The sequence below is a fragment of the Microcoleus sp. w2-18bC1 genome, from assembly GCF_036700365.1.
Classification (GTDB): Bacteria; Cyanobacteriota; Cyanobacteriia; order Cyanobacteriales; family Microcoleaceae; genus Microcoleus.
The window spans coordinates 19,968-39,790 of the sequence record NZ_JAUBOS010000060.1 but is presented as its reverse complement, the minus strand read 5'-3'; the positions used below and the strand labels follow the sequence as shown (position 1 = coordinate 39,790).

The window sequence follows — 19,823 nt, the reverse complement described above, 5'->3', positions numbered from 1 at the left end:
CGAATCCTGTCATGACTACTCACACATGAGCAAAAGGGTCACTCCCTAAGAATATCGGGAGCTGGATGCACGGAAACTGGCACGTCCAGTTCTAACTGAGAGGTGCTGGGGATAATACCCCACATCGACTCAACCAATGCCACAAGATATAGCAATCCTCGCATCATTTGTGAATTTCTTACTCCCTCCCCTTGATCAGGGGAGGGTTGGGGTGGGGTAAAAAGTTTACAACTCCTGCAAGGATTGCTATATCACTTCAATCGCACTTTAAACCTGCGGCTGCGGCTGTGGAAAATTCGATCGGCACAAATGTAACTCCAAACTGTTCTCTCGAACACGGTACAATATGCGCCACTCGTTTAGGAGGGTTTTTCCGATTTCCAGTCTTCGAGTCAAACTCAATTATACCGGAGGCTCCTTCGGCTTTAAAGTTTGGATCGGCTAAGGTTTTTTGCATTCCTTGGCGGCTAGGTTCTGGCTGCATTTCGAGGGCTTTAATCAGCGTCCGGGCGGCATCGTAGGTTAAAGCCGATCGAGTATTGACCGGGCCTCCCCACAATTTTTCAGCGTTTTGCGGAAATTTTTTGTCAAAACTTATTAACGGATGCCAAAACACAGATATGCCCAGTTTTTCAACAGACTTTAGCTCTTTTGCTACTTCTAACGTTCTCGGCTCGTACAGAGTCCAGGGCCCGACAATCCAATTGCGATCGCCATTAGCTTTAATCATTGCGATCGCATTTTCCAGAGAATTAGTGACTTGACCGTCGGGAATGACAAGTAAGGCTGTTTTTCCGGCTTTCTCAACTTCTGTGATTGCTGCTTCGGCGTCTAAATTATTTTTAGATAAATCGTAATAATTCCTAAGTCTAAAAGTCGAGCCTCCTTTGGCTTCAAATTGCTCTTTGAATTCTTCCCACAAAGAAGCGCTAAACGGACTGTTGGGATTGTAAAATACTGCGGCTTTTTTCTCGCCGACCAAGAGCAGTTGATTTACTAAAGCTTCAGCTTCTATTCTAGTTGTCGGAGCCGTCCGAAAGAAAAATTTTCGAGGTTTTCTCGTCAGTTCTTCTGTTGTGCTTCCTGGAGAAATGGCGATTAGTTGATTTCGATTGTAAATATCTACGGTTTCTACAGTCATGTCGCTGGTGTAGTGGCCGATAACTGCTAGAATATCGGGCTGAGCGACCAGATAATTAGCCCTTTGAATCGCGTAGGATTTGATATTGCCATCATCAGCAATGATGACTTTGAGACCTTTTCCTTTAATAGCTTTTGGTGGGAGAAAGCCTTGACCGGGAAAATTTTTATTGTTCTCATTTGCAGCCAGAAGACCTAAATTAACTTCGGTTTGAGCTTGAGCAATGCCACGAAGCAGTTCTTCTGCTAAATTTGCGTTGAGGATGCTGCCGTCCTGATTTCTGCGAATGGGAACAACAATTGCGATCGTGTAATATTCTGCATTTATTGCCTTCAGCAGAGCATTGTTGATGTAAATTAAAGTTTCTGGATCTCTGCGGTCTTCCCGCCAGGACTGTTTAAGTAATTTTAAAGCTTCGGGATAATTAGAGTCGGCAAACTCATTTATTCCCCTTTGTTTTGACCACAGGGCGGAGGTTTGCACTAAGAGTTTTTCGCCGGAACTTACACCATCGGCGGAGGGTGTCAGCAACGTTGGTTGCGGGGAAATTCTGGGGATTAGCGGGAAAATTCTGGGGATTAAAAGTACGATCGCCCCAAAAGCCACAATTCCCGCAACGCCTAACAGCAGCCAGCGAAAGCGCGATCGCAACTTCCGCGAAGTTTTGGGTAACGGGGGCCCTGCGACGATCAAATTCAAGTCTTGCAAAACTTCCTCAACAGACTGGTAGCGGTCTTGGAAGTGGAAGCGCACCATTTTGGTTAAAATATTTGTGAGACCATCGCTAACCGGTTCAGATGTTAAATAATCCCAGATAATTTCACAATTTTCGGGGTCTTGTGGCAGATTGGTGGGACGCCGCCCGGTGAGGGATTGAATCGCGATAATTCCTACTGCATAAATATCATTATAGGGTTGCGGGACAGACTGCGGATTGTATTGTTCGGCAGGCATATAACCCCTGGTGCCGATCGCCTGCGATGTGAATATTTCACCGGTAGAGTTAGCGGTAAAAGTGCCGATTTCTTTGACCGCCCCAAAATCAATTAAAACAATTGTTTGATCTGTTTTGCGCCGAATTAAGTTAGAAGGTGTAATATCGCGGTGAATAATATTTTCTTGGTGGACTGATTTTAGTGTTTCCAGAACTTCCCGCAACAAAACAACAGTTTGTTGCTCATTCCACCGATCGCCCGCAGTGAGTTCTTGACTAAGCGGATGTCCTTCAATATATTCTTGAACTAAGTAAAAATAATCGTTTTCTTCAAAGCTATCGAATAATTCGGGAATGCGCGAGTTTTTGCCGAGACCGCGCAAAGCGCTAGCCTCTCTTTCAAATCGCTTCCTTGCCCTCTCCAAGACGCGCGGATCGTTCGATAGGGGAAAAGGAATTTCCTTAACAACGCACAGAGGATTATTAGGTTTGTTTATTTGTACAGCCGTGTAGGTTCTAGCAAACCCTCCCTCTCCCAACAAAGCGAGAATTTCGTACCTTTCATGTAGGATATGCCCTAAGTTGACACACATAAATCTTCCAACACCTCTTGACATGCTGCGGCCTTTAATGTTGATTATAAGCTTTTTTGTTGTCCAATACAGCTTGGCAACATATCAAATTCATCTGTGTCTATATCAAAAACACTATAACTCTCAGCAATTGGCAATTCTACATTAGTGAGGAGCGATCGCTAATTATCAATTATCTTTCTGCTAACTTACTGAGTACAAAAGCAGCTAAAAATCCGCAGACAGTAATTAGTCCAGCAAAATCGTGAGTTTCCTCGAATGCTTCGGGAATCATAGTATCTGAGATCATTGCTAAAATACCCCCTGCTGCTACGGCGGTAGTAGCGGCTATTACTTCCGCAGAAAAGCCACTGAAAACCGTATATCCTAACAATGCTGCAATACCGGAAATAACTGCGATCGCGCCCCAAACTCCAAAAATGTAACCCATCGATCTCCCTGCTTTTTTCATGCCGGCGGCGCTAGAGAGTCCTTCGGGAATGTTGGAGAGGAAAATTGCCGCTACTGTCACCCAACTAACAGCGCCTCCAGAAATCATGCTGACACCAACGACGATCGACTCCGGTATCCCGTCTAACAGCGCGCCGAGGGCGATGGCTAATCCGCCATCGCCTGACTCTGTTTTAGCTGGGTGCAAAGCGCCCGATCGCTTGCGGTGTTTTGCTCCCTGTTGACTCAAAAACCAATTGGCGGCTGTGTAGACAGCAGCGCCGCCCAAAAAGCCGATCGCCGTCGAGTCGAAACCGCCGCGCTTGTAAGCTTCATCCATCAGTTCAAAGGATAGCGCTGAAATCAGCACACCAGCGCCAAAAGCCATAATTGTCGCGATCGCGCGCTGGGGAATGCTCACAAAGTAACCCACCGCCGCTCCCAGTAGCAGCGCCGACCCCCCCAGTAAACCCCAAAATCCTGCCTGCAACCACACTGGAAACATCAGCTCTACCTCAGAGGAAAATTTTTTATGCACGCCTAAAAATTAATTATATATACGACTTACGGATGGGCGCCAGAAACCGGGTTTTTCACCTAATCTGCTAAGTACATTCCTCATAGTTATAGTCGCTAGTGTTCCCCTCAACATTAACTTTTTTACCCCAGGATGCGATTGACTCGAAACCAGCGATAGCCGCAGGCTTCTAACGGAAGAGATGGCTAATTTTTTTAACTAGCATTATTCAATCAATAATAACGATATTTGCTCCTAATCGCCGTCTCCGCTGACGGATATCCTGGCCCAAGAATTAGATCAGTAAACCAACCAATCGTTGCTGCAATTATGTGAGGAACCACCCGGCTTTTGACTTCGTTTGTGCTGTGTTGGATGTCTAGATTAATTAAGAATGAACTGGCAGCAAGGGATGCGAATAATAAACGTCGATAACTCAGAAATTTGGCTAAAGTTAAGACTGTTAATACCGTCGCAGTTGGTAGCAGCGATCGGAAAAATTATCCCGGTAATCTTAAACTGCGTCTGAAAGAACGATTGGCTCCTTCAAATAGTTTTAACCTCGAACGTTTGGGCTGCCTTTGATTCCTCTACAAAGCCAATAAAAGAGCCGTGTAAATTCCAGCACCAAGGACAAATGCCCAAAACCGACTTTCTCGTTCTTCTGGCAATTCTTCTTTGAGGACGTTGAGAACAATTCCTCCGGCTAAAAAAGCAAATAAAACTGCGATCGCAGTTTTTCCAATTTCAGTAGCGCTACCCAACACCCACCCCACAATAATAGCTGCTGCTAGTATCCAGCGTCCGATGCGCTCATAAATATGCTTGTGGTGTTGCCGCAAACCAGAGTCGTTCACTGCAAAGTGCAGTGCCATTGCACAAGAAAACAACAGCAGATTGGTAATGCCCGGTTCTTCCCGATGCAGCAGCAGATAGCCAATCAGAGCGTTGTAGATTGAAAAAGAGCCAATGTGCAACCAAAAAACACCAAGACTGGTCACATCCTCTTCGCCACGGTGACGAGATAAATTTGCCATTCGCTCCACGCCGTAAAATACAGTCAATCCTAACAAAGCTATTAAATAAACGTGGTGTTCTAGATAAGAAATAACTCCTGCTTCTACTTGCTCTAATACCGCTTGGTGCTGATTTAGTTCCGGTAAAATATGCACAAAAACATAAGCTACCGAAACCCCACTTGCTGCTGAAAGCCAGCCACTGCGAGGAATAGGAGCAAACCGCAACTTGCCGCAAAATAAATGTGTCAGCGCTAAACCAATGGCAATCAGCGCGGTTAAAGCTAAAGTATTAGGAGCAGGTCGTAAAGCTGCTGTTATTACCATAATTATGGTCAAGCAAATTAATCCTCGCCTAAAGCTTTAATGACTTGGTAATACTTTTCTTGGACATCTTTCTGGTCTTGCTCCTGAGAGATTTGTTCGCGGCTACTATTTAAAATCATCTCCGCGTGACGGCGTAAAGCTTCTCGTTGTTTGGAATTGCGGGTGTAAGTGGCGATGCAAGCTATAGCTTCCAATAAGCGAATTGTTACCGCCACATCTGATTTACTGTACTGGCGAATTTGGTTAAAGGCAGTATTGACTAAGCCTTCAAACGTCACTCCTTCAACAATGACGCGCAAATTATCTTCATCGTCGTAGCGATAGGGGGAGGGAAAATCCCTTTGAGCGAGGCGGGATAATCCGGCGCTGAGTCGATCGATACACCGAATCGCAGTAAACGGATCGTTGATACCAGGAGAAATCGCACGCAAGGCAATTTCAACTAATTGATCGATTGGAAATTCTACATCTTGATATTCAGTCCGTTCTTTGCCCAGAATAAAAGCATCGTTAATCTGTTGTTTCAGGCTTTGATTCACCTGTTTTTCCGGGAAAACCATCGCTACATCGCTGCCCTTGACGATAAACTTTCCCGGTCGAGTTGTAAGACGTACAAGCAGATTGTACTGACGGGCAATTTTCATTAATTCGTTGTCATCGATTGCTTGCAAATAACCCTCGCCAGTGGCTTTGATTGGACTTGCTTCCGAGTCAAAATTTGCAGGAATTTCTCCCACTTGTCGCGAGTTGTTCGCTTTACCTTGTCCGATTTTATCGGGAAACAGACGATCTAGAGCTTTGTCTAAATCGCCACTAACCTGAGTAATTACATGGGAGGCTTGAATAATGGTTGATGCGTGATGGATAAAGTAAATCAGTACGCCGATACTGGCAATTGCCAATCCGGTACCAACTGTAACCGAGAGTTGGGGTACAAAGAGGCTGTATCCTTCTCCTTCTGCATGAATGGTTCGCAGTACGAGTAAACAGTAAATAAACGTGCCAATGAAAGTGCCAAGCACGATTTGATTGCCCGTATCCTGCATAAAATTACGCAGCAATCGGGGACCAAAATTTGAACTCGCCAACTGAAGCGCCACAATAGTAATGGAAAAAGCTGTAGCAACAACGCTGATCATTGAACCGGCAACCGATGAAAGAACCGATCGCGCACCATCGGTTCCACCCGTGTAAATCCACCTCCAGTTTGGTATATTACCCGTGCGGTCAAGTGTCAGCATGGCGATCGCTAAAATCATCGACCCCAGCGCCATCAACGTTGGGATAAACCAGTAGCTAGAGTGCAGCGAGTCCCAAATTTTGCTTAACTTGACATTTTTCATGAGTTGGGGTGGCGTGAAGATTGTCCGTTGCCATCTTGTTGCGCTCGCTGTTCAATTAGTTGTCGCAGAGAACCGCTGATGCTACGGGGTTTGGGAACTTCGCCATTACCAGCAGGCCATCCTTCGCGCTGACGTTTGCGATCGCCATCCGTCTCTTCGGTTTGGTCGTGAAACAAAATTTGCTGCGTAGGAAAGGGCAAGTCGATGCCATTGGCAGTCAGCTTTTCCTTAATCGCAAAAAGTACCTTGTCCCGCGATCGCAGATCGTCCATTCTTCGCGGCGGAGCAATCCACCATCGAGCGCGGATATTGACGCTACTTCCTGCAAGTTCCATCAGCAACACGTCAGGAGCAGGGTCTTTCAAAACCTCTTCCACACTGTGCAGGGCTTCCATCATTAACTGCTTGGCTCGCTGAATATCATCGCCGTAGCCGATACCAACGTCGTATTCCATCCGGCGTTTATCAAAGGCGGTATTCACAGTAACAGAATTAATGAACAATTCCGCATTGGGAATTACAATCCGGCGACCATCATAGGTTCGGATTGTTGTAGCGCGAGTTTCAATACTTTCTACGGTTCCCTCAAAGTTTTTAAACACAATCTGGTCATCGATTTGGAACGGTTCCGTCAAAAGAATTAAGATACCAGCTAGGAAGTTTTGTAAGATATCGCGAAAGGCAAAACCAATCGCTACCCCGCTAATTCCCAGCAGTTGCACCAAATCGCCTGCTCTAAATGTGGGAATTACAATCGACAAGGCAATAAACAGACCAATCAGAACAGTAATACCCTGCGCTAACCTTCCCAACACCAGTCCCAAATTCCGGGATTGGCGGTGGTTGCGGGTAAGCCGCCTGACCGCTCTCTTAATTGACCTGCCAACAAAGAAAAAGATTCCAAAAACAATTAACGCTAGTATCATATTAGGCAGCAGGACAATGAAGCCATTGATCATGCTCTCAATCTTGTCCCAGACTGCGGATATTTCTGCTGTCATACAACTTCCTCTTGCATCAGTCATTATTGATAGTATTAAAATTAGCCACGTCAAACTCTATCTTAAGGCTGTAGATTACTTTAACGTGAGGCTAATTTAGGACTTACACAGCCACAGTAAATATTGGGGATGGTTCGTTACGCAGAAAGCTAACGCACCAACAATTTTTTTCAAGTGGATATCGAAGCCATATCTTGACCGTTGAGTTTTTGTGCGATCGCTACGCCTCTAATCGCTGATTCATTGGACAAAAGTGGAAAACGCATACATATACCCATCGTTGCGGTGGATTGATTTACAGTATTTATGACGCACTGGGCTAACCTTGCCGAGTGGCGTTCTCATTTCAAAAACTCCGCTTTCTCTAACCGTCAGCCTGCCGACGTGAGTGCCTGCAAACTTCCCAAAGGGAAGAATTGCACTTACCATGTCACCTGTCCCAAACCCAAAAAACGTTTTGCACCGTGTTCTGTGCTTGACAGGAAATCCGTATTTATTGGTTGTACACATTTGACGGCTGCCCCATCCTTTAGCTGCAATTAACAACGGTTGCTTCGTGAAAACTTGCAGCACTTCTACGTTTCCTACACAAGCTGCATCCAGCCAATGAGTTTTAGGTAGTCCTAAACGAGTGCGGTTGTACTTTGTTCTACCTCCTGTTGAAACTTCTATTGGCAATCCTGTTTGTTTAAGTTGTTGGAACAATGCCCAGCGGGTTGAATTCACAGCAGTTGCATCTTTCAAGGGTTGTGAGGCCTGTTTCAAAATACGGGACAGGATGTCAGGCTTTTTGGACAAGAAATCCCGAATATCTTGATTGCCTTTGCCTTGGTTGCAGCCACGGCAGGCTAGGGTAAGATTGGAAACGCGATCGCTCCCCCCTTTTGATCTTGGGTGGATATGTTCTACCTCAAAAGGTAAGTTTTCAACACCGCAATAGGCACATTTTCTCCCCCACTTCTCAAGCAAGTATTCTCTGACTTCATAGCCCGCAAGTTCACCTTGCTGATACTCCTTGCCGGATATTTCAGGGTTCTGCATTGCAAGGAAGTCAAACTTAACTAACTCTTGGGATATGCCTGTAATTGGGACATATCGACGGATGCGGTTGACCCAAGTCACGATGTTTTTTAACCTGGATTCTAAGCTTGGTGGCAACCATCCAGGCGCTCTTGTGCGGTTCAGAAAACGTGGTTTGCGGTAACGAGTCTTTCGGTTGCGACGATTGCGACGAAGGGCGCGACGTGACTCTAAGTCATTTTTTATTTGTTGTCCGCGATGGGTCAACTCAGCACCCCAGATAACTTTATCGCCCTGTACTAAAGCCAACCCAGTAGTTTTAGAACCTGGGTCAATTTTTAATTGAGTGGGTTGGGTTTTTGGGCTATCAACCGCATATTTCAGAATAATTGTGAACGGGTAACGGAGATAAACAGCAGCTTGGGCTAGTTTTAACAATCGTCTTGCTTGTCCTGGTTCTACTGGCTCAAGTGGTTGTTTGTTGGTGTCTAAAACGAATACAAAGTTAGACATTTTGTCCTCTGATTACTCAGGTTATGTTTTCCTCGCCAATGTTTTGATGGCTTGTTGTGTTAGAGACACTGACTTAACCAAATACATCTGTTTAATCTCTAACGACAGAGCTACAAGCTGGAAAGCACCCGTAGGTGTCATCACCCTCAAAACGTAGTATTCAAGATACTTAGGCTGGCTATTTGTCCAGTGTATGAACTAGCTGTCTAGTCTTGTCCACTGTTTGGTGAATAGCATCCAGCACCCTCTGTTCTGCTTCGGAAACCTCTCCCTTACTTTCGGCAATGCGACGGCATTGAGCTAATAGCGGTACTGCAAAGTCGGGGGTAAGTTGCTCTAACAATGCACCCAATGGTTTGGGGGACTTGATGTTAGCAGCAATCCTTTTGAGAGAATCAGCATTTAATTGCAAGACCTTCAATTCTGGCAGAATATCTTCCCAGTTTTTGTTGGGATAACTTGCCAAAATCATGTGAACCATAATTTGATCCATCCCTGCTTGCTGCGCGATCGCAACATCGAGATATTTCTCACTTTGTTGCTGAATCGCTTGCAGCGTTTCGGTTCCAGGTTCTTCAGTCTCTTCCCTCAGTTTGGCTTCGTAAAACTGGCGCGCTGCATATCCCAGCGCGTACAGCATCGTAGCATTCGTACTCGCACCAATCATCGCGCCAGCCAGCGGTACGTTACGTAAAAAGCCCAAACCAGCTCTCATTGCGTTGCTACCGCCTAGCGCTAACCCAAAAATTGCCAAAACCTCACCTTTTCGGGCTGGCTGTTGCAAATCCATCCCATAGGCGGCGGCAATTTCATAAACCATTTCGGTTTGAATCGCAGTAGTCGCGGCTAAATCGATCGCCAGCAGTGCAGCCGCGACACCGGGTAAAATGCTGCTAGCAAATCCAACACCACCGGCGTGAATTGCTTTTTCCACCATAATGCGATGGGCAATTTCGCTGGGATATTCATTGGGATACTTTTGTTGGAGTTCCTTGACTTGAGCTTCCGCTTTGGCTAAGTCGATGCGATCGCTGACTCCAACTAACCAATCAAGCCTGAGTACCCCTGCTACTTGTTTAACAAAGGGAAGATTACCAACATAAGTCACCGCATCTCCGGTTCCTTGCGTCGCTTGTCCAATCAATCGATAAGTTTGTTTAGCAGCAGCTTCCCCCCAATCAACTGCTGTGTCAACAACCGCTTTACCTGTATTCAGTGCAGATTCTGTTGTCTCGGCAATGAAATTTAACAAACCAGGTTTTTGCTGTGAATTAGTTTCTTTTTTTGGGTTTGATTGGTCATCCATCACTGTTTTTTCAATTAACTACAATACGCCAGATTTTCTGCTTGGACGTAGCCTCTCAGAGGCACTGTAATCGGCACCCAACCATCTGTTCCTATACTTTCAATCGTCACTCTTCGTCCACTCGCGACGACTCCAACCCTTTCCCCATCAGTGGAAGGTGCTTGATGTACATTAATTCCTCTGGCTGCTGCAACTTGGCGGCAGTTAGTAGGAGGCGGGGCGGTTGCGGCTTCACACATTCCGAGAAAACCACCATATACGTAGCCTTGTAGCGGGGCTGTAATTGGTACCCAGCCATTCTCACCAAGACTTTGAATCGTCACATTTCGTGCGGAACCGATGATACCAACCGCTTCGCTGTTAGCCGTCGGTTGTCGCCGAACATTAAGGCCATTTCTCGCAATAACCTGGCGACAGTTGTCTGAAGCTTGCGCTAGTAGATAGTCACCTTGAATCTGTTTTTGATTTGTATTAGCGGCGAAGGAGGGAGCAACTAAAACCGTTGCAGTTAACAAGATCGAACTTGTTAACCTTGTATATTTTTGCCATATCCTCTGCTCTTGCATCGCTTTATCTCCTTTTAAATCTCTATGCCAAAACATTAGAAAAGGTTTTTAGCTCGTTCATCTTCTCCAAGAAAGGATGAATCATCATCACAATGGTATAAAATCTTTCGACTCGCTGGTGTGCTTGTTGAATTTTCTGGTTTTATCATCGCTAATCAAGCATAAACGCGAGGTTTGCGAGCGCCAACAGCACCACCCATCATTGCCGCTGCCAAACTCAGCAAAGAGCCAAGTAGAAATGACCAAGTAGCTTTAGCTGTATTACCAGCTAGATCGCGAACTTGATTTGGGTCTACATTCGGCGCTTGATTGGGTATATTAACGCCGCCCTGTTGTTGTACTTGATTGGCAATTTCTCCAGCATTAGCAGCCGCAGCGCCAACAGCACCCGATATCCCGCTTCCTAATAACCAAGCACTAAGTGCTAATGTAGCTCCCCAAAGAATTGCTGCATTCAAAAATGCTGTTTTCTTGGTCATCGGGCCGCAGCTTTGAGCCATCACCCAACCTCCCAAAAATAGGGAAATCAGCAAACTGATAATCGACCAAATTACGACCCCAATACCAACGGAACCTGCATCCGCCCCTGTTGCACCTGCGGTTAATCCGATCGCCATTCCCAAAGCGCTTAAAAGTAGTTGAGTACCCAGAGCGATCGCAATTCCTGCCAAAATTGGCCCCCACCTCACTTGATCGTGGTAATCCACCAGCGGATTGACGATTGTAGGCTCAGTGAGTGGATTGCCCGATCGATCTGGATAAGTCATAAAAGATTAACCCCTGCGTTACGTCATTTTTTTTCTTGAAGGTAATTTAATTTTACTTAATCATCATTACCAGAATATCTACCGATGGGCATAATATTTTTAAGTTAAAAATTTTAAATATCAAAAGTAGTAACTTCGCTTATAAAATCGAAACTTCCTTTAAAAAAAACCAGCAGATCCTTTAGAGATGCCCTTAATTTTGTAGGATATCCCCTAGTTAATGTGATCGTAAAACCTAATAAATCCTTGTGAGAGTTGCTGGCAGAAACCTTGTAGGCTGGCTCCACCCAACCTACGAATGATTAGATAAATTTACCTCCTTGAGTACAGGAAATCTAAATTCATCTACCTAAAGATAGAAAAATACAAAAAAATATCGCTATCTTGATGATTTTCAATTTGCTGAATCATTCATAAGAAGGAAGTATTAGAGCTGATATCTATCTAAAGTAGGTACACAAGTTGATGTAGATAGTACAGGAAACAACTATGTTACTTTACAAAATTGAGGATTTTAATCCCAACTACCGCCAAGCCGCTTTTGAGGACGACGATATCAAAGGACTGGATGTGTATGGCGGAAGTACCGATGATAAAATTGGCACGATCGATACTGTGCTGGTAGATGAGACAGGACGTTGCCGCTATTTTGTGGTAGAGACTGGTTCTTGGATTTTTGACAAAAAAGTTTTACTTCCCATCGCTCTTTGTCACATTGATTTTAATGGGCGGCGTGTTTACGCTACAGGTTTGCGGAGTAAAAACCAAGTGGAAAAACTACCCAGGTATGAGCATGGAATGGCAGTTGATTACGATTATGAAGAACAAGTGCGGGGTATTTATCGAACTTCAACAGTAGAAGCGTCTGTACCAGTAGAAGCATCATTACCTTTAGAAGCACCTGTGCGAGTTTCTACAACACATTCGGTCTCGCCTCAAGCTACTAATCCTGCTTATGATGATCGGGATACCTATACTTACGAGCGAGAACCCCAATTGTATCAGATGAACGAACAGGATCATCAAAAACTCAAACTGTACGAAGAACGATTAGTTGCAGATAAAACCCGTCGCAAAACAGGCGAGGTAATAATTGGCAAACAAGTTGAAACCGAAAGGGTAAAACTGGAAGTTTCTGTAGAAAAAGAGCGAATTGTGATTGAGCACACAACTCCAGAATCTGCAGGGAGTCTAGTAACCCCAGATACCGCCTTCAAACAAGAAGAAATGGCACATTTTGAAATCTACGAAGAAAGTGTGGATATCCAAAAGCAAGCGTTCGTGCGCGAGGAAGTGCAAGTCAGAAAAGAAGTTGAGCAAGATACGGTTGAGGCAAGAGACACAGTACGTCGCGAAGAGTTAGATGTAAAAAAAACAGAATGGGATTCGGAGGATAAAAAAAGTAATCCGCTTTAACTCAGCCAAAGAGTATCGTTAAAAAAAATGCAAAAATTAGGAGGAAATTTATCATGTCTACTCGCAGGCATTTACCGTCAATCAGCGTAGCCTTTTTAGCTTTAGCTGTTAGTGTCAGTGGCACTGGCTTTGTGCTAAGTTCCCAGCAAGTTGCTGCTCAACAAGCTAAATCGAAATTTCCTGATGTACCGCCGAATTACTGGGCGCGTCCGTTTATTGATTCCTTAGCTGAAAAAGAGATTGTTACCGGATATCTAGACGGAACTTTTAGACCCAAACAGGCTGTAGATCGGGATGAATTTTCGGCGATGATCCGCCAAGCTTTTAATCGAGCAAGCGTTAGAAAGATACCGAGTGGAAGTTACTTTAAGGATGTGCCTAAAAACTACTGGGCAGAAACTCCGATTCAAGAAGCTTATGAAACGGGATTTATGAATGATTTTCCCGGAAATGAGTTTCGTCCGAAGCAGCCATTGACTAAGGCACAAGCATTAGTTGTGTTAATGAGGGGTTTAAATATGGATTTCAATCCCCCTGTTGTCAAAACCGATCGAGCTGCTGCAACTCCAGCAAGACAAACTCCAGTAAATAAACGTCGAATTGCTAGGAACCGTTTGGCATTTCCTCTCGCAGCGACTGTTTTGATGCAGCCGTTATTACCTGTCGTGGCAAAGCTGCAGCCTGCGGCTGCGCCCGCACCTAAATCGGCTAAGTCTGTTCCACCAACAACGACAAAAGCTGCAACTGCGCCTGCTAAAAATTCGGCATTAGATTTTCTCACTTCGTACTATAAAGATGCCGAGAAACTTCCTAAATATGCGGTTGAACCCGTGGCAGCAGCGACAAAGGCAAAGATAGTGGTCAACTATCCAGATCCCAGAGTTCTTAATCCGAACGAGTTGCTGAGTCGGGGTAGTGCTACTGCCCTAATTCATCAAGCTTTGGTCAATCAAGGTCAGATAGCACCGCTTCCAGACAAGAATACTGCTAAGTACATTCCTAACAGTCCACGTCGCTAGTTCTCCCATCAACTTTAACTTTTTTACCCCTGGATTCGATTGACTCGAAACCAGCGATAGCCGTAGGCTTCTAAGGGAATAGATGGCGATTTGGCATCGAGAGATTCATACAGCCGATCGCCAAATAAATCGCACAGATTGCTGTATTCGTGAGATTTGAGCGTAGCGGTACAAGGTTTGTCGGCTAAATTGTGGACAGCAATCACCGTCCTGCCTTGCCAGTCGCAGCAGTGGGCTAACACCGAGGGAGAGTCGGTTTCGAGAATGTGCCACTTGCCCCTACCCAACTCAGGACATTGCTTGCGGATGCTGATTGCACGTTCCATCCAGTTAATTAATGAGGCCGGATCGCGCTGCGCTGCAACGACATTGACTTGTTTGTAACCGTATTCTCCGATCGCGATCGCAGGTCTGGCAAGGGCATCAGTTGCAGCCGTCGAAAAGCCACCATTCGGTGCATCTGACCATTGCATCACGGTGCGAACGCTGTCTCGACCTTCCAGCGAAAGGTCATCGCCCATGCCAATTTCTTCGCCATAGCGCAGCATGGGTGTACCAGGGAGGGTGAACAGCAAGCTGTAGATTAGTTCAATCCGGCGGCGAGATCCTCCCATCATCGGTGGTAAGCGGCGACGAATCCCGCGCCCGAAAATTTGCATAGTTTTCTCAGGGGCAAACGCTGCAAAAATTTCCTCTCGTTCCGATGAAGTAATGCGGTCTAGCGTCAGTTCATCATGGTGGCGCACAAAATTAAGCCACTGACAAATATCAGGAATATCCGGTAAGGTTTTTAGTCCATCGCGCAATGCTGTGGATTCTTGACGCGCCAAGGCCAAAAACAGATGCTGGTTCAGCAAAAAGTTGAACAGGATGTGCATTCTGTCGCCCTTAGCAAAGTAGACAGGAATTTGATCGCGATCGACATTTGCTTCTGCCAGCAACACAGCATCACCCTGACGCGATGACACAAAATCTCTCATTTCTTCCAAGAAACCTCGCAGCTTTTCGGGGTCTGCACCTTCGATGCCAATTCCTTCAATTAAAAAGGGAACAGCATCAATGCGAAATCCAGACACGCCCAGTTCTAGCCAGAAACCCATAATTTTGCAGATTTCTTCTCGTACCGCCGGATTGGCAATATTCAAATCTGGCTGTTCTTTGTAGAAGTGATGCAAATAGTAAGCGTTTGCGTGTTCGTCGTACTCCCAAATACTGTCCTCAGCATCGGGAAACACCAGCAATTCTGGATCTGTTTTGGGTGGATTTTCTGACCACACGTAGTAATTGCGATACTTCGAGTTTTTATCGCTTTTGGATGCCACAAACCACGGATGCTGATGGGACGTATGATTTACTACTAGATCGATCAGCACGCGAATTCCTCGTTCCTTTGCTTGGTGCATGAACTCGACAAAATCTCCCAGGGTTCCGAGTCTCGGATCAATGTTGTAGTAATCCATCACGTCATAACCGTTGTCCCGGTTAGGGGAAGGATAAAACGGCAGCAACCACAAACAAGTAATTCCTAGCCCGGATAAATAGTCTAGGCGGTTGATAAGTCCCTGAAAGTCGCCGACACCATTCCCGTCCGAGTCCATGAAGGTTTCAACATCGAGGGAGTAGACAATTGCGTTTTTATACCAGAGGTCTTTCATATCAGTAAATTTCTTAATAGAGAAACGGTGTAACATGGCTGTGTTCAGAAACCCAGTCACAGGGCAATTTAGGAAGCTGAATGCCACGGGTATAGCTCATCTTTCGGAAGATAGTTTTAAGTCGTATTTGTACCAATTAAAAATATTTCAATATAACGGTATATTAAACATAAACCAAGATAATACCTTACGTTTTTTCAATTAAAAAAGGGTCGATACGTCTGACTACAATTAGCAGGAGCGATCGCTACCAATTTCAGCTTAGATCTTTATTGCAATAGCCAACTTGTTTAGCTGGTAGCTGCACTGTCTTCGCTCTCTTTCGCCAAGACAGTGCACCAGCATAAACATTAGTTAAATCTGCCAGCGCTTGTAAGTGCTGACGGCATGGGAGTTGTGTTTGCCTTTAGCGATCGCCAATCCGGCCAACTAATCTTCTACCCAATTAAGTAACCCAAGAGAAGTAACAGCTCCAAAAAAGTGAGCGCCAATCAGATTGACGTTTGCCATCGTCACAAAAATATCTAGGGAACGAATCACATTTTCTGGCGCATAAGCTGCCATCGCTTGGGGTTGACTAAGAGTTTTCGCTAGCACTACAGCAACTGTTTCTTCTGAAGCAACAAACGCGATTAATACCCCCACCAAACTAGAAACTAATCCAATCCGTAAGGTGTGAGTAATATGTTCTTTGCTGGGATATACCTGGGAATTTTCTGCGTGCAAAAGTCGGCCTAATAGCCTATAGCGAAAATCCCAAAATATTCTAAAGCACAGCAATAGCAGACCAACTATCGCTAAAACTACCCCGAAACCAATACCTGCATTATTGGTTTGCTCGCTCATGTTGCGACCCAACATAGCAAATACTAAAACTATGCCGGAAACAGCACCCAAGAATAACTGTATCCAGAAGCTAAACCTACTAAACAAGCGAAAAGTTGCGACGAATTCGCTTTGGGTCAGCGGTTGCGACAAGGATTCTGGTTGATTCATTATATCCACCTTATTGCTGAATTGAGTATCAAAATAAACGAGGTAAGAAAGAGGTTATGCTTGTCTTCCTGGCGATCGCCTTGTGGTTAGCTATTAGACATCTCCCGAAAACTTCGTTAAGGGCAGGCAGGATGCCTACCCCCTAATCCCCGCAGTAGTTATGAGAGAGGTCTATTGGTTACTCAGGAATCGCGGAGGGATATACTCCTGTAGCAACTAAGACAGGTTTGTTGGTATACTCGGCTTCTAGCTTCTGCTTCAAGGTCAAATCCCATTGCAGATCGTAGTCCCGCTCAAGTTCAGCGAGGACAAACGAACGCAACTCGCCGGTTACGGCAACCTTCTCACCTTCTCGCACGCTTGGTTGTGGAACTGTGTGTATCACTAACAAGTCTTGTCCGCCAATTAATTTGTCTTCATCCAAGGTGAACGAGTTTGGACTTCTGAGGCTTTCGACTTCACCGCTGACCGCCAGTGTCTTGCCGTAGTATTTTTGGGGGTCTGAGGTGAGTTCCCCCGGTGTGGGGGCTAGCGCCATCGATTGTGCAACGATCGCAGGTTTACTTTCGTACTCGGCGTACAAGTTTGACTCTAAGCCTAATTTGTACTCGCGCTCAATATCTGCAAGGACAAAATTGCGAACTGTTCCCGTTACTTGAACTTCTTGACCTGATTCAGCCGGCAGCACAAAAGGCTTGCCGGTGGCATTGACAACCAAAATCGGTTCGCTGCCAAAAAACTCCTGATCGCTAACTGTAAAGGTCGATGGCCCCAATTTTTTGACTGGTTCACTTCTGATGGTGACAGTTTTGCCAAGCAGTTGTGCTGTGTTATCAACCACATTCTCGGTAGTCGTGGCAACCGAACCGGGTGTTCCAGGTGCAGGTACAGGTGCCGTTGCTTGCCGCTGTGGGGTAGTACAAGCCGGAAGCAGCATAGCTGCTAGTGCGAGTGCGATCGCTCCTCCCTTAGCATTCGAGAGCTTTTGAGTGTAATTGTTCAAACGATTATTAACCATTGAAAAACCTCCTTGATTTTTTCTGTGTATTTTGTTGATGAAACTAATGAATTTGTGTTCAAAACCCGGTCTTTTTATTGCTGAATTCAAAAAGAGTTAACCATCAGGTTGAATTCTTAAAACCCCTTGATTGCGATCAAAGTTACTCGTTTAATCTCTGGAAACTGCTACCATCCCTGTTTCATAACTAGACATCGGTTTAACTTTCAGCAGCCCTCCATCTTCGCGCACCATTGTGACAGTCAAAGGCGTTGGTAGATTGTGCAGAACAATTTCTGCTTTACCTGCTAGCATTCGGGATTCAGTATGCCCGACTTTGGGCGGGCAAATAGTCGCGAGTCGCTGCTCAATTTTGAAACAGTACCAACGTTTCTTCACTGGTGCGATCGCCTCTACTAGAACTGAGATTCACCTCGTATCGGGTTCCTGGTAGAGAAATGGTCGGCTTAAAAGCAAAACTGAATTTACCTTGTTCATCCGCCCGAATTGTGCGTTCGAGGATATTTCGTTCAACTCCAAACAAACCTGCCACAGAAGAGGTAGCCTGAACGTTGACATTAACTGTCGCATTTGGGGCGCTGCGTCCTTCCACTTCAACAGTCCCGCTGACGCGAGCATTTTCTTCGGGAGTGATAATTTCTAGCGGGATTTCGGCAGTGTTGGAACTGCCATCATCGCCAGCAATTAGCTCTCGATCTAAACGGGAACGAATAACTTGATTTCCCGACTGCAAACTAGCAGTAACCGCCGCACCTGCAGGGGGGAAATAATCTTGGCTGCGGATCGTATATTCCCCTGTGTAAACGCCGTTGGATTCTTCCCGCATGGGGATGTTATAAGCAACTCCTTCAATGGAGAAATTAGCTGTAGCGTTGGGAGTGCCGAGCAATTTGAAATTGAGCGTGGTTCCCGGAGCTAACTGCTGTACGGATCGAGCAGTGAAGCGGTTAATAGACAAAGATTGAAAGCGGCGATCGTTATAACGAGCAACTAAAGGTTGTTGCAAGCGGGTGCTACTGATGCGATCGCCTTGTTGCAAATTGGCCCGCACAACTGTATTTTCGGAAAGTCGATCGCCCTCGCGAATCATGTAGCTTGCCTCGTAGACTCCCGGTTGAACCTCCCGCATCGGCAGATTTTGCACTGCATTGGGGATAGTCAAGGTAGCCCTCGAATACGGGACTCCTCGCAACACGAAAAATAGTTCAGTTCCTGGCTCTAATCGCTGTACTGGATATGCGGTAAAACTGTCAATATCCGAGCCGACTACTCTTCGTTGAGCTACTTGGATAGAGGGTTTGAGACTAGCTTGAGCAATTTCCGGTAAATAAAGGGTTGAACCCAACAGAACCAGTCCAATTGCCGTTGAAAATGATTTTATTTTCATAAAATCCTCCTAAATCGAAACAACCAACCTCTTGCAGTAATAATGTGAAAATTTCAATTAATTATTAAATTTTTACTTTTGCTAAGGGTCGATTGTCTGTGTTCTACGTTCTACATTCTTTCAAAACGTTGCTTATATATCTATTTAACCTCAACTCTCAAAAGCTTGCCATCTGTCGGAGGCAATAAGAAAATATCTATCTGATGAAAGATGTTTGAGTAAAAAATAATGAATTTGCGAGTTAAGTGCGATCGCTCGGACTATTGGCGATAGATGCTTGATTCCCCACTGTCGCACTGGGGCGCATCCATTCTTGCAACGTCCATAAGCTAGTTATGGCAGCTATTGCAGCTCCAAAACTATCCATAATCAAATCAATAATCGTATCATTCAGGCTCTCAATCACTTCGGTTGAGAGAACAATACCAGCCGTCCATTCGGCAACTTCCCACAAAGCACCAATTGCAATCCCAAAACTGGTTATTGTTAGCAAGTACAGCATTTTATGGTTACGAAAAATAGTCAGCATTGAACTGTACGCTAAAAAACTCAATGCTAAAGTCACGGCAAAAGTCGTGAAAGCATGAACAATTTCATCATAAAGCCCCGGTTGGTAAAACAGTCCGAAAACCCAGCCTCCGGCGTTGAGTAAGGCAGCAAGCACAAACAGGAAATCAAACAGCGTTGGCAAGCGATCGTCCATCACCACAAACACCAGTGATGCTACTAAGAATAAAGCTAAACCCAAGGCATTTTGCCATTTTCCCTGACTAAGAGCAGCTATTACTGCTATTGTTAATAACGCCTGTCCTACCCAAGCTGTAACTCTATAGCCACGCCAGTTTGTAGTCATCATCCC

At 45.2% G+C, this 19,823-nt stretch carries 17 protein-coding genes; 2 read left to right on the top strand and 15 right to left on the bottom strand.

The window, feature by feature from the left end:
* Nucleotides 1-256: 256 nt before the first annotated feature.
* From QT979_RS23075 to QT979_RS23035, 9 genes are all read right to left on the bottom strand, one after another.
* A complete protein-coding gene (locus QT979_RS23075) occupies nt 257-2,668 on the bottom strand; it encodes a bifunctional serine/threonine-protein kinase/ABC transporter substrate-binding protein (RefSeq protein WP_333311794.1) in 2,412 nt (803 codons plus the stop codon).
* Between the two features lie 172 nt (nt 2,669-2,840).
* The gene (locus QT979_RS23070) at nt 2,841-3,602 is read right to left on the bottom strand and encodes a ZIP family zinc transporter (protein ID WP_333085227.1); all 762 of its coding nucleotides are present in this window, start codon (nt 3,600-3,602) and stop codon (nt 2,841-2,843) included.
* Between the two features lie 602 nt (nt 3,603-4,204).
* On the bottom strand, nt 4,205-4,957 hold the full coding sequence (locus tag QT979_RS23065) for a hypothetical protein (RefSeq protein ID WP_333311793.1): 753 nt from the start codon (nt 4,955-4,957) through the stop codon (nt 4,205-4,207).
* A 17-nt stretch (nt 4,958-4,974) separates the two neighbouring features.
* The gene (locus QT979_RS23060; RefSeq protein ID WP_333311792.1) at nt 4,975-6,300 is read right to left on the bottom strand and encodes a DUF2254 domain-containing protein; all 1,326 of its coding nucleotides are present in this window, start codon (nt 6,298-6,300) and stop codon (nt 4,975-4,977) included.
* Nucleotides 6,297-7,301, bottom strand: coding sequence for a mechanosensitive ion channel family protein (locus QT979_RS23055; protein WP_333160308.1), 1,005 nt, complete (start codon nt 7,299-7,301; stop codon nt 6,297-6,299). Before QT979_RS23055 ends, QT979_RS23060 begins: the two co-directional genes overlap by 4 nt.
* A 240-nt stretch (nt 7,302-7,541) precedes the next feature.
* Nucleotides 7,542-8,834: an RNA-guided endonuclease IscB gene (gene iscB, locus QT979_RS23050; RefSeq protein WP_333160310.1), complete on the bottom strand. Its 1,293-nt coding sequence runs from the start codon at nt 8,832-8,834 to the stop codon at nt 7,542-7,544.
* 178 nt (nt 8,835-9,012) lie between these two features.
* Nucleotides 9,013-10,140 (bottom strand): hypothetical protein, encoded by a 1,128-nt coding sequence (locus QT979_RS23045; RefSeq protein ID WP_333311791.1) that lies wholly within the window; start codon nt 10,138-10,140, stop codon nt 9,013-9,015.
* A 14-nt stretch (nt 10,141-10,154) separates the two neighbouring features.
* Complete coding sequence (locus QT979_RS23040; RefSeq protein WP_333311790.1) at nt 10,155-10,655, bottom strand: SH3 domain-containing protein; 501 nt, start codon at nt 10,653-10,655, stop codon at nt 10,155-10,157.
* 206 nt (nt 10,656-10,861) lie between these two features.
* Nucleotides 10,862-11,473, bottom strand: coding sequence for a hypothetical protein (locus tag QT979_RS23035; protein ID WP_333213260.1), 612 nt, complete (start codon nt 11,471-11,473; stop codon nt 10,862-10,864).
* A gap of 489 nt (nt 11,474-11,962) precedes the next feature.
* Between QT979_RS23035 and QT979_RS23030 the strand changes: the two genes are divergently transcribed.
* On the top strand, nt 11,963-12,889 hold the full coding sequence (locus tag QT979_RS23030) for a DUF2382 domain-containing protein (RefSeq protein WP_333311789.1): 927 nt from the start codon (nt 11,963-11,965) through the stop codon (nt 12,887-12,889).
* 53 nt (nt 12,890-12,942) lie between these two features.
* Nucleotides 12,943-13,908 (top strand): S-layer homology domain-containing protein, encoded by a 966-nt coding sequence (locus QT979_RS23025; protein WP_333311788.1) that lies wholly within the window; start codon nt 12,943-12,945, stop codon nt 13,906-13,908.
* Between the two features lie 23 nt (nt 13,909-13,931).
* Here the strand turns inward: QT979_RS23025 and QT979_RS23020 are convergent, their stop codons facing one another.
* The 6 genes from QT979_RS23020 to QT979_RS22995 all read right to left on the bottom strand — a co-directional run bounded on the left by QT979_RS23020 (nt 13,932) and on the right by QT979_RS22995 (nt 19,820).
* Nucleotides 13,932-15,563: an alpha-amylase family protein gene (locus QT979_RS23020; protein WP_333311787.1), complete on the bottom strand. Its 1,632-nt coding sequence runs from the start codon at nt 15,561-15,563 to the stop codon at nt 13,932-13,934.
* A gap of 429 nt (nt 15,564-15,992) precedes the next feature.
* On the bottom strand, nt 15,993-16,559 hold the full coding sequence (locus QT979_RS23015) for a DUF3611 family protein (RefSeq protein ID WP_333213264.1): 567 nt from the start codon (nt 16,557-16,559) through the stop codon (nt 15,993-15,995).
* A 178-nt stretch (nt 16,560-16,737) separates the two neighbouring features.
* Nucleotides 16,738-17,577, bottom strand: a complete 840-nt coding sequence (locus tag QT979_RS23010; RefSeq protein ID WP_333213265.1) for a hypothetical protein — start codon at nt 17,575-17,577, stop codon at nt 16,738-16,740.
* Between the two features lie 150 nt (nt 17,578-17,727).
* Entirely contained in the window at nt 17,728-17,955 is a 228-nt protein-coding gene (locus tag QT979_RS23005) for a hypothetical protein (protein ID WP_333213294.1), read from the bottom strand.
* Nucleotides 17,924-18,964: a hypothetical protein gene (locus QT979_RS23000; protein ID WP_333213266.1), complete on the bottom strand. Its 1,041-nt coding sequence runs from the start codon at nt 18,962-18,964 to the stop codon at nt 17,924-17,926. Before QT979_RS23000 ends, QT979_RS23005 begins: the two co-directional genes overlap by 32 nt.
* 241 nt (nt 18,965-19,205) lie before the next feature.
* Nucleotides 19,206-19,820, bottom strand: a complete 615-nt coding sequence (locus tag QT979_RS22995; protein WP_333213267.1) for a hypothetical protein — start codon at nt 19,818-19,820, stop codon at nt 19,206-19,208.
* Nucleotides 19,821-19,823 lie beyond the last annotated feature (3 nt).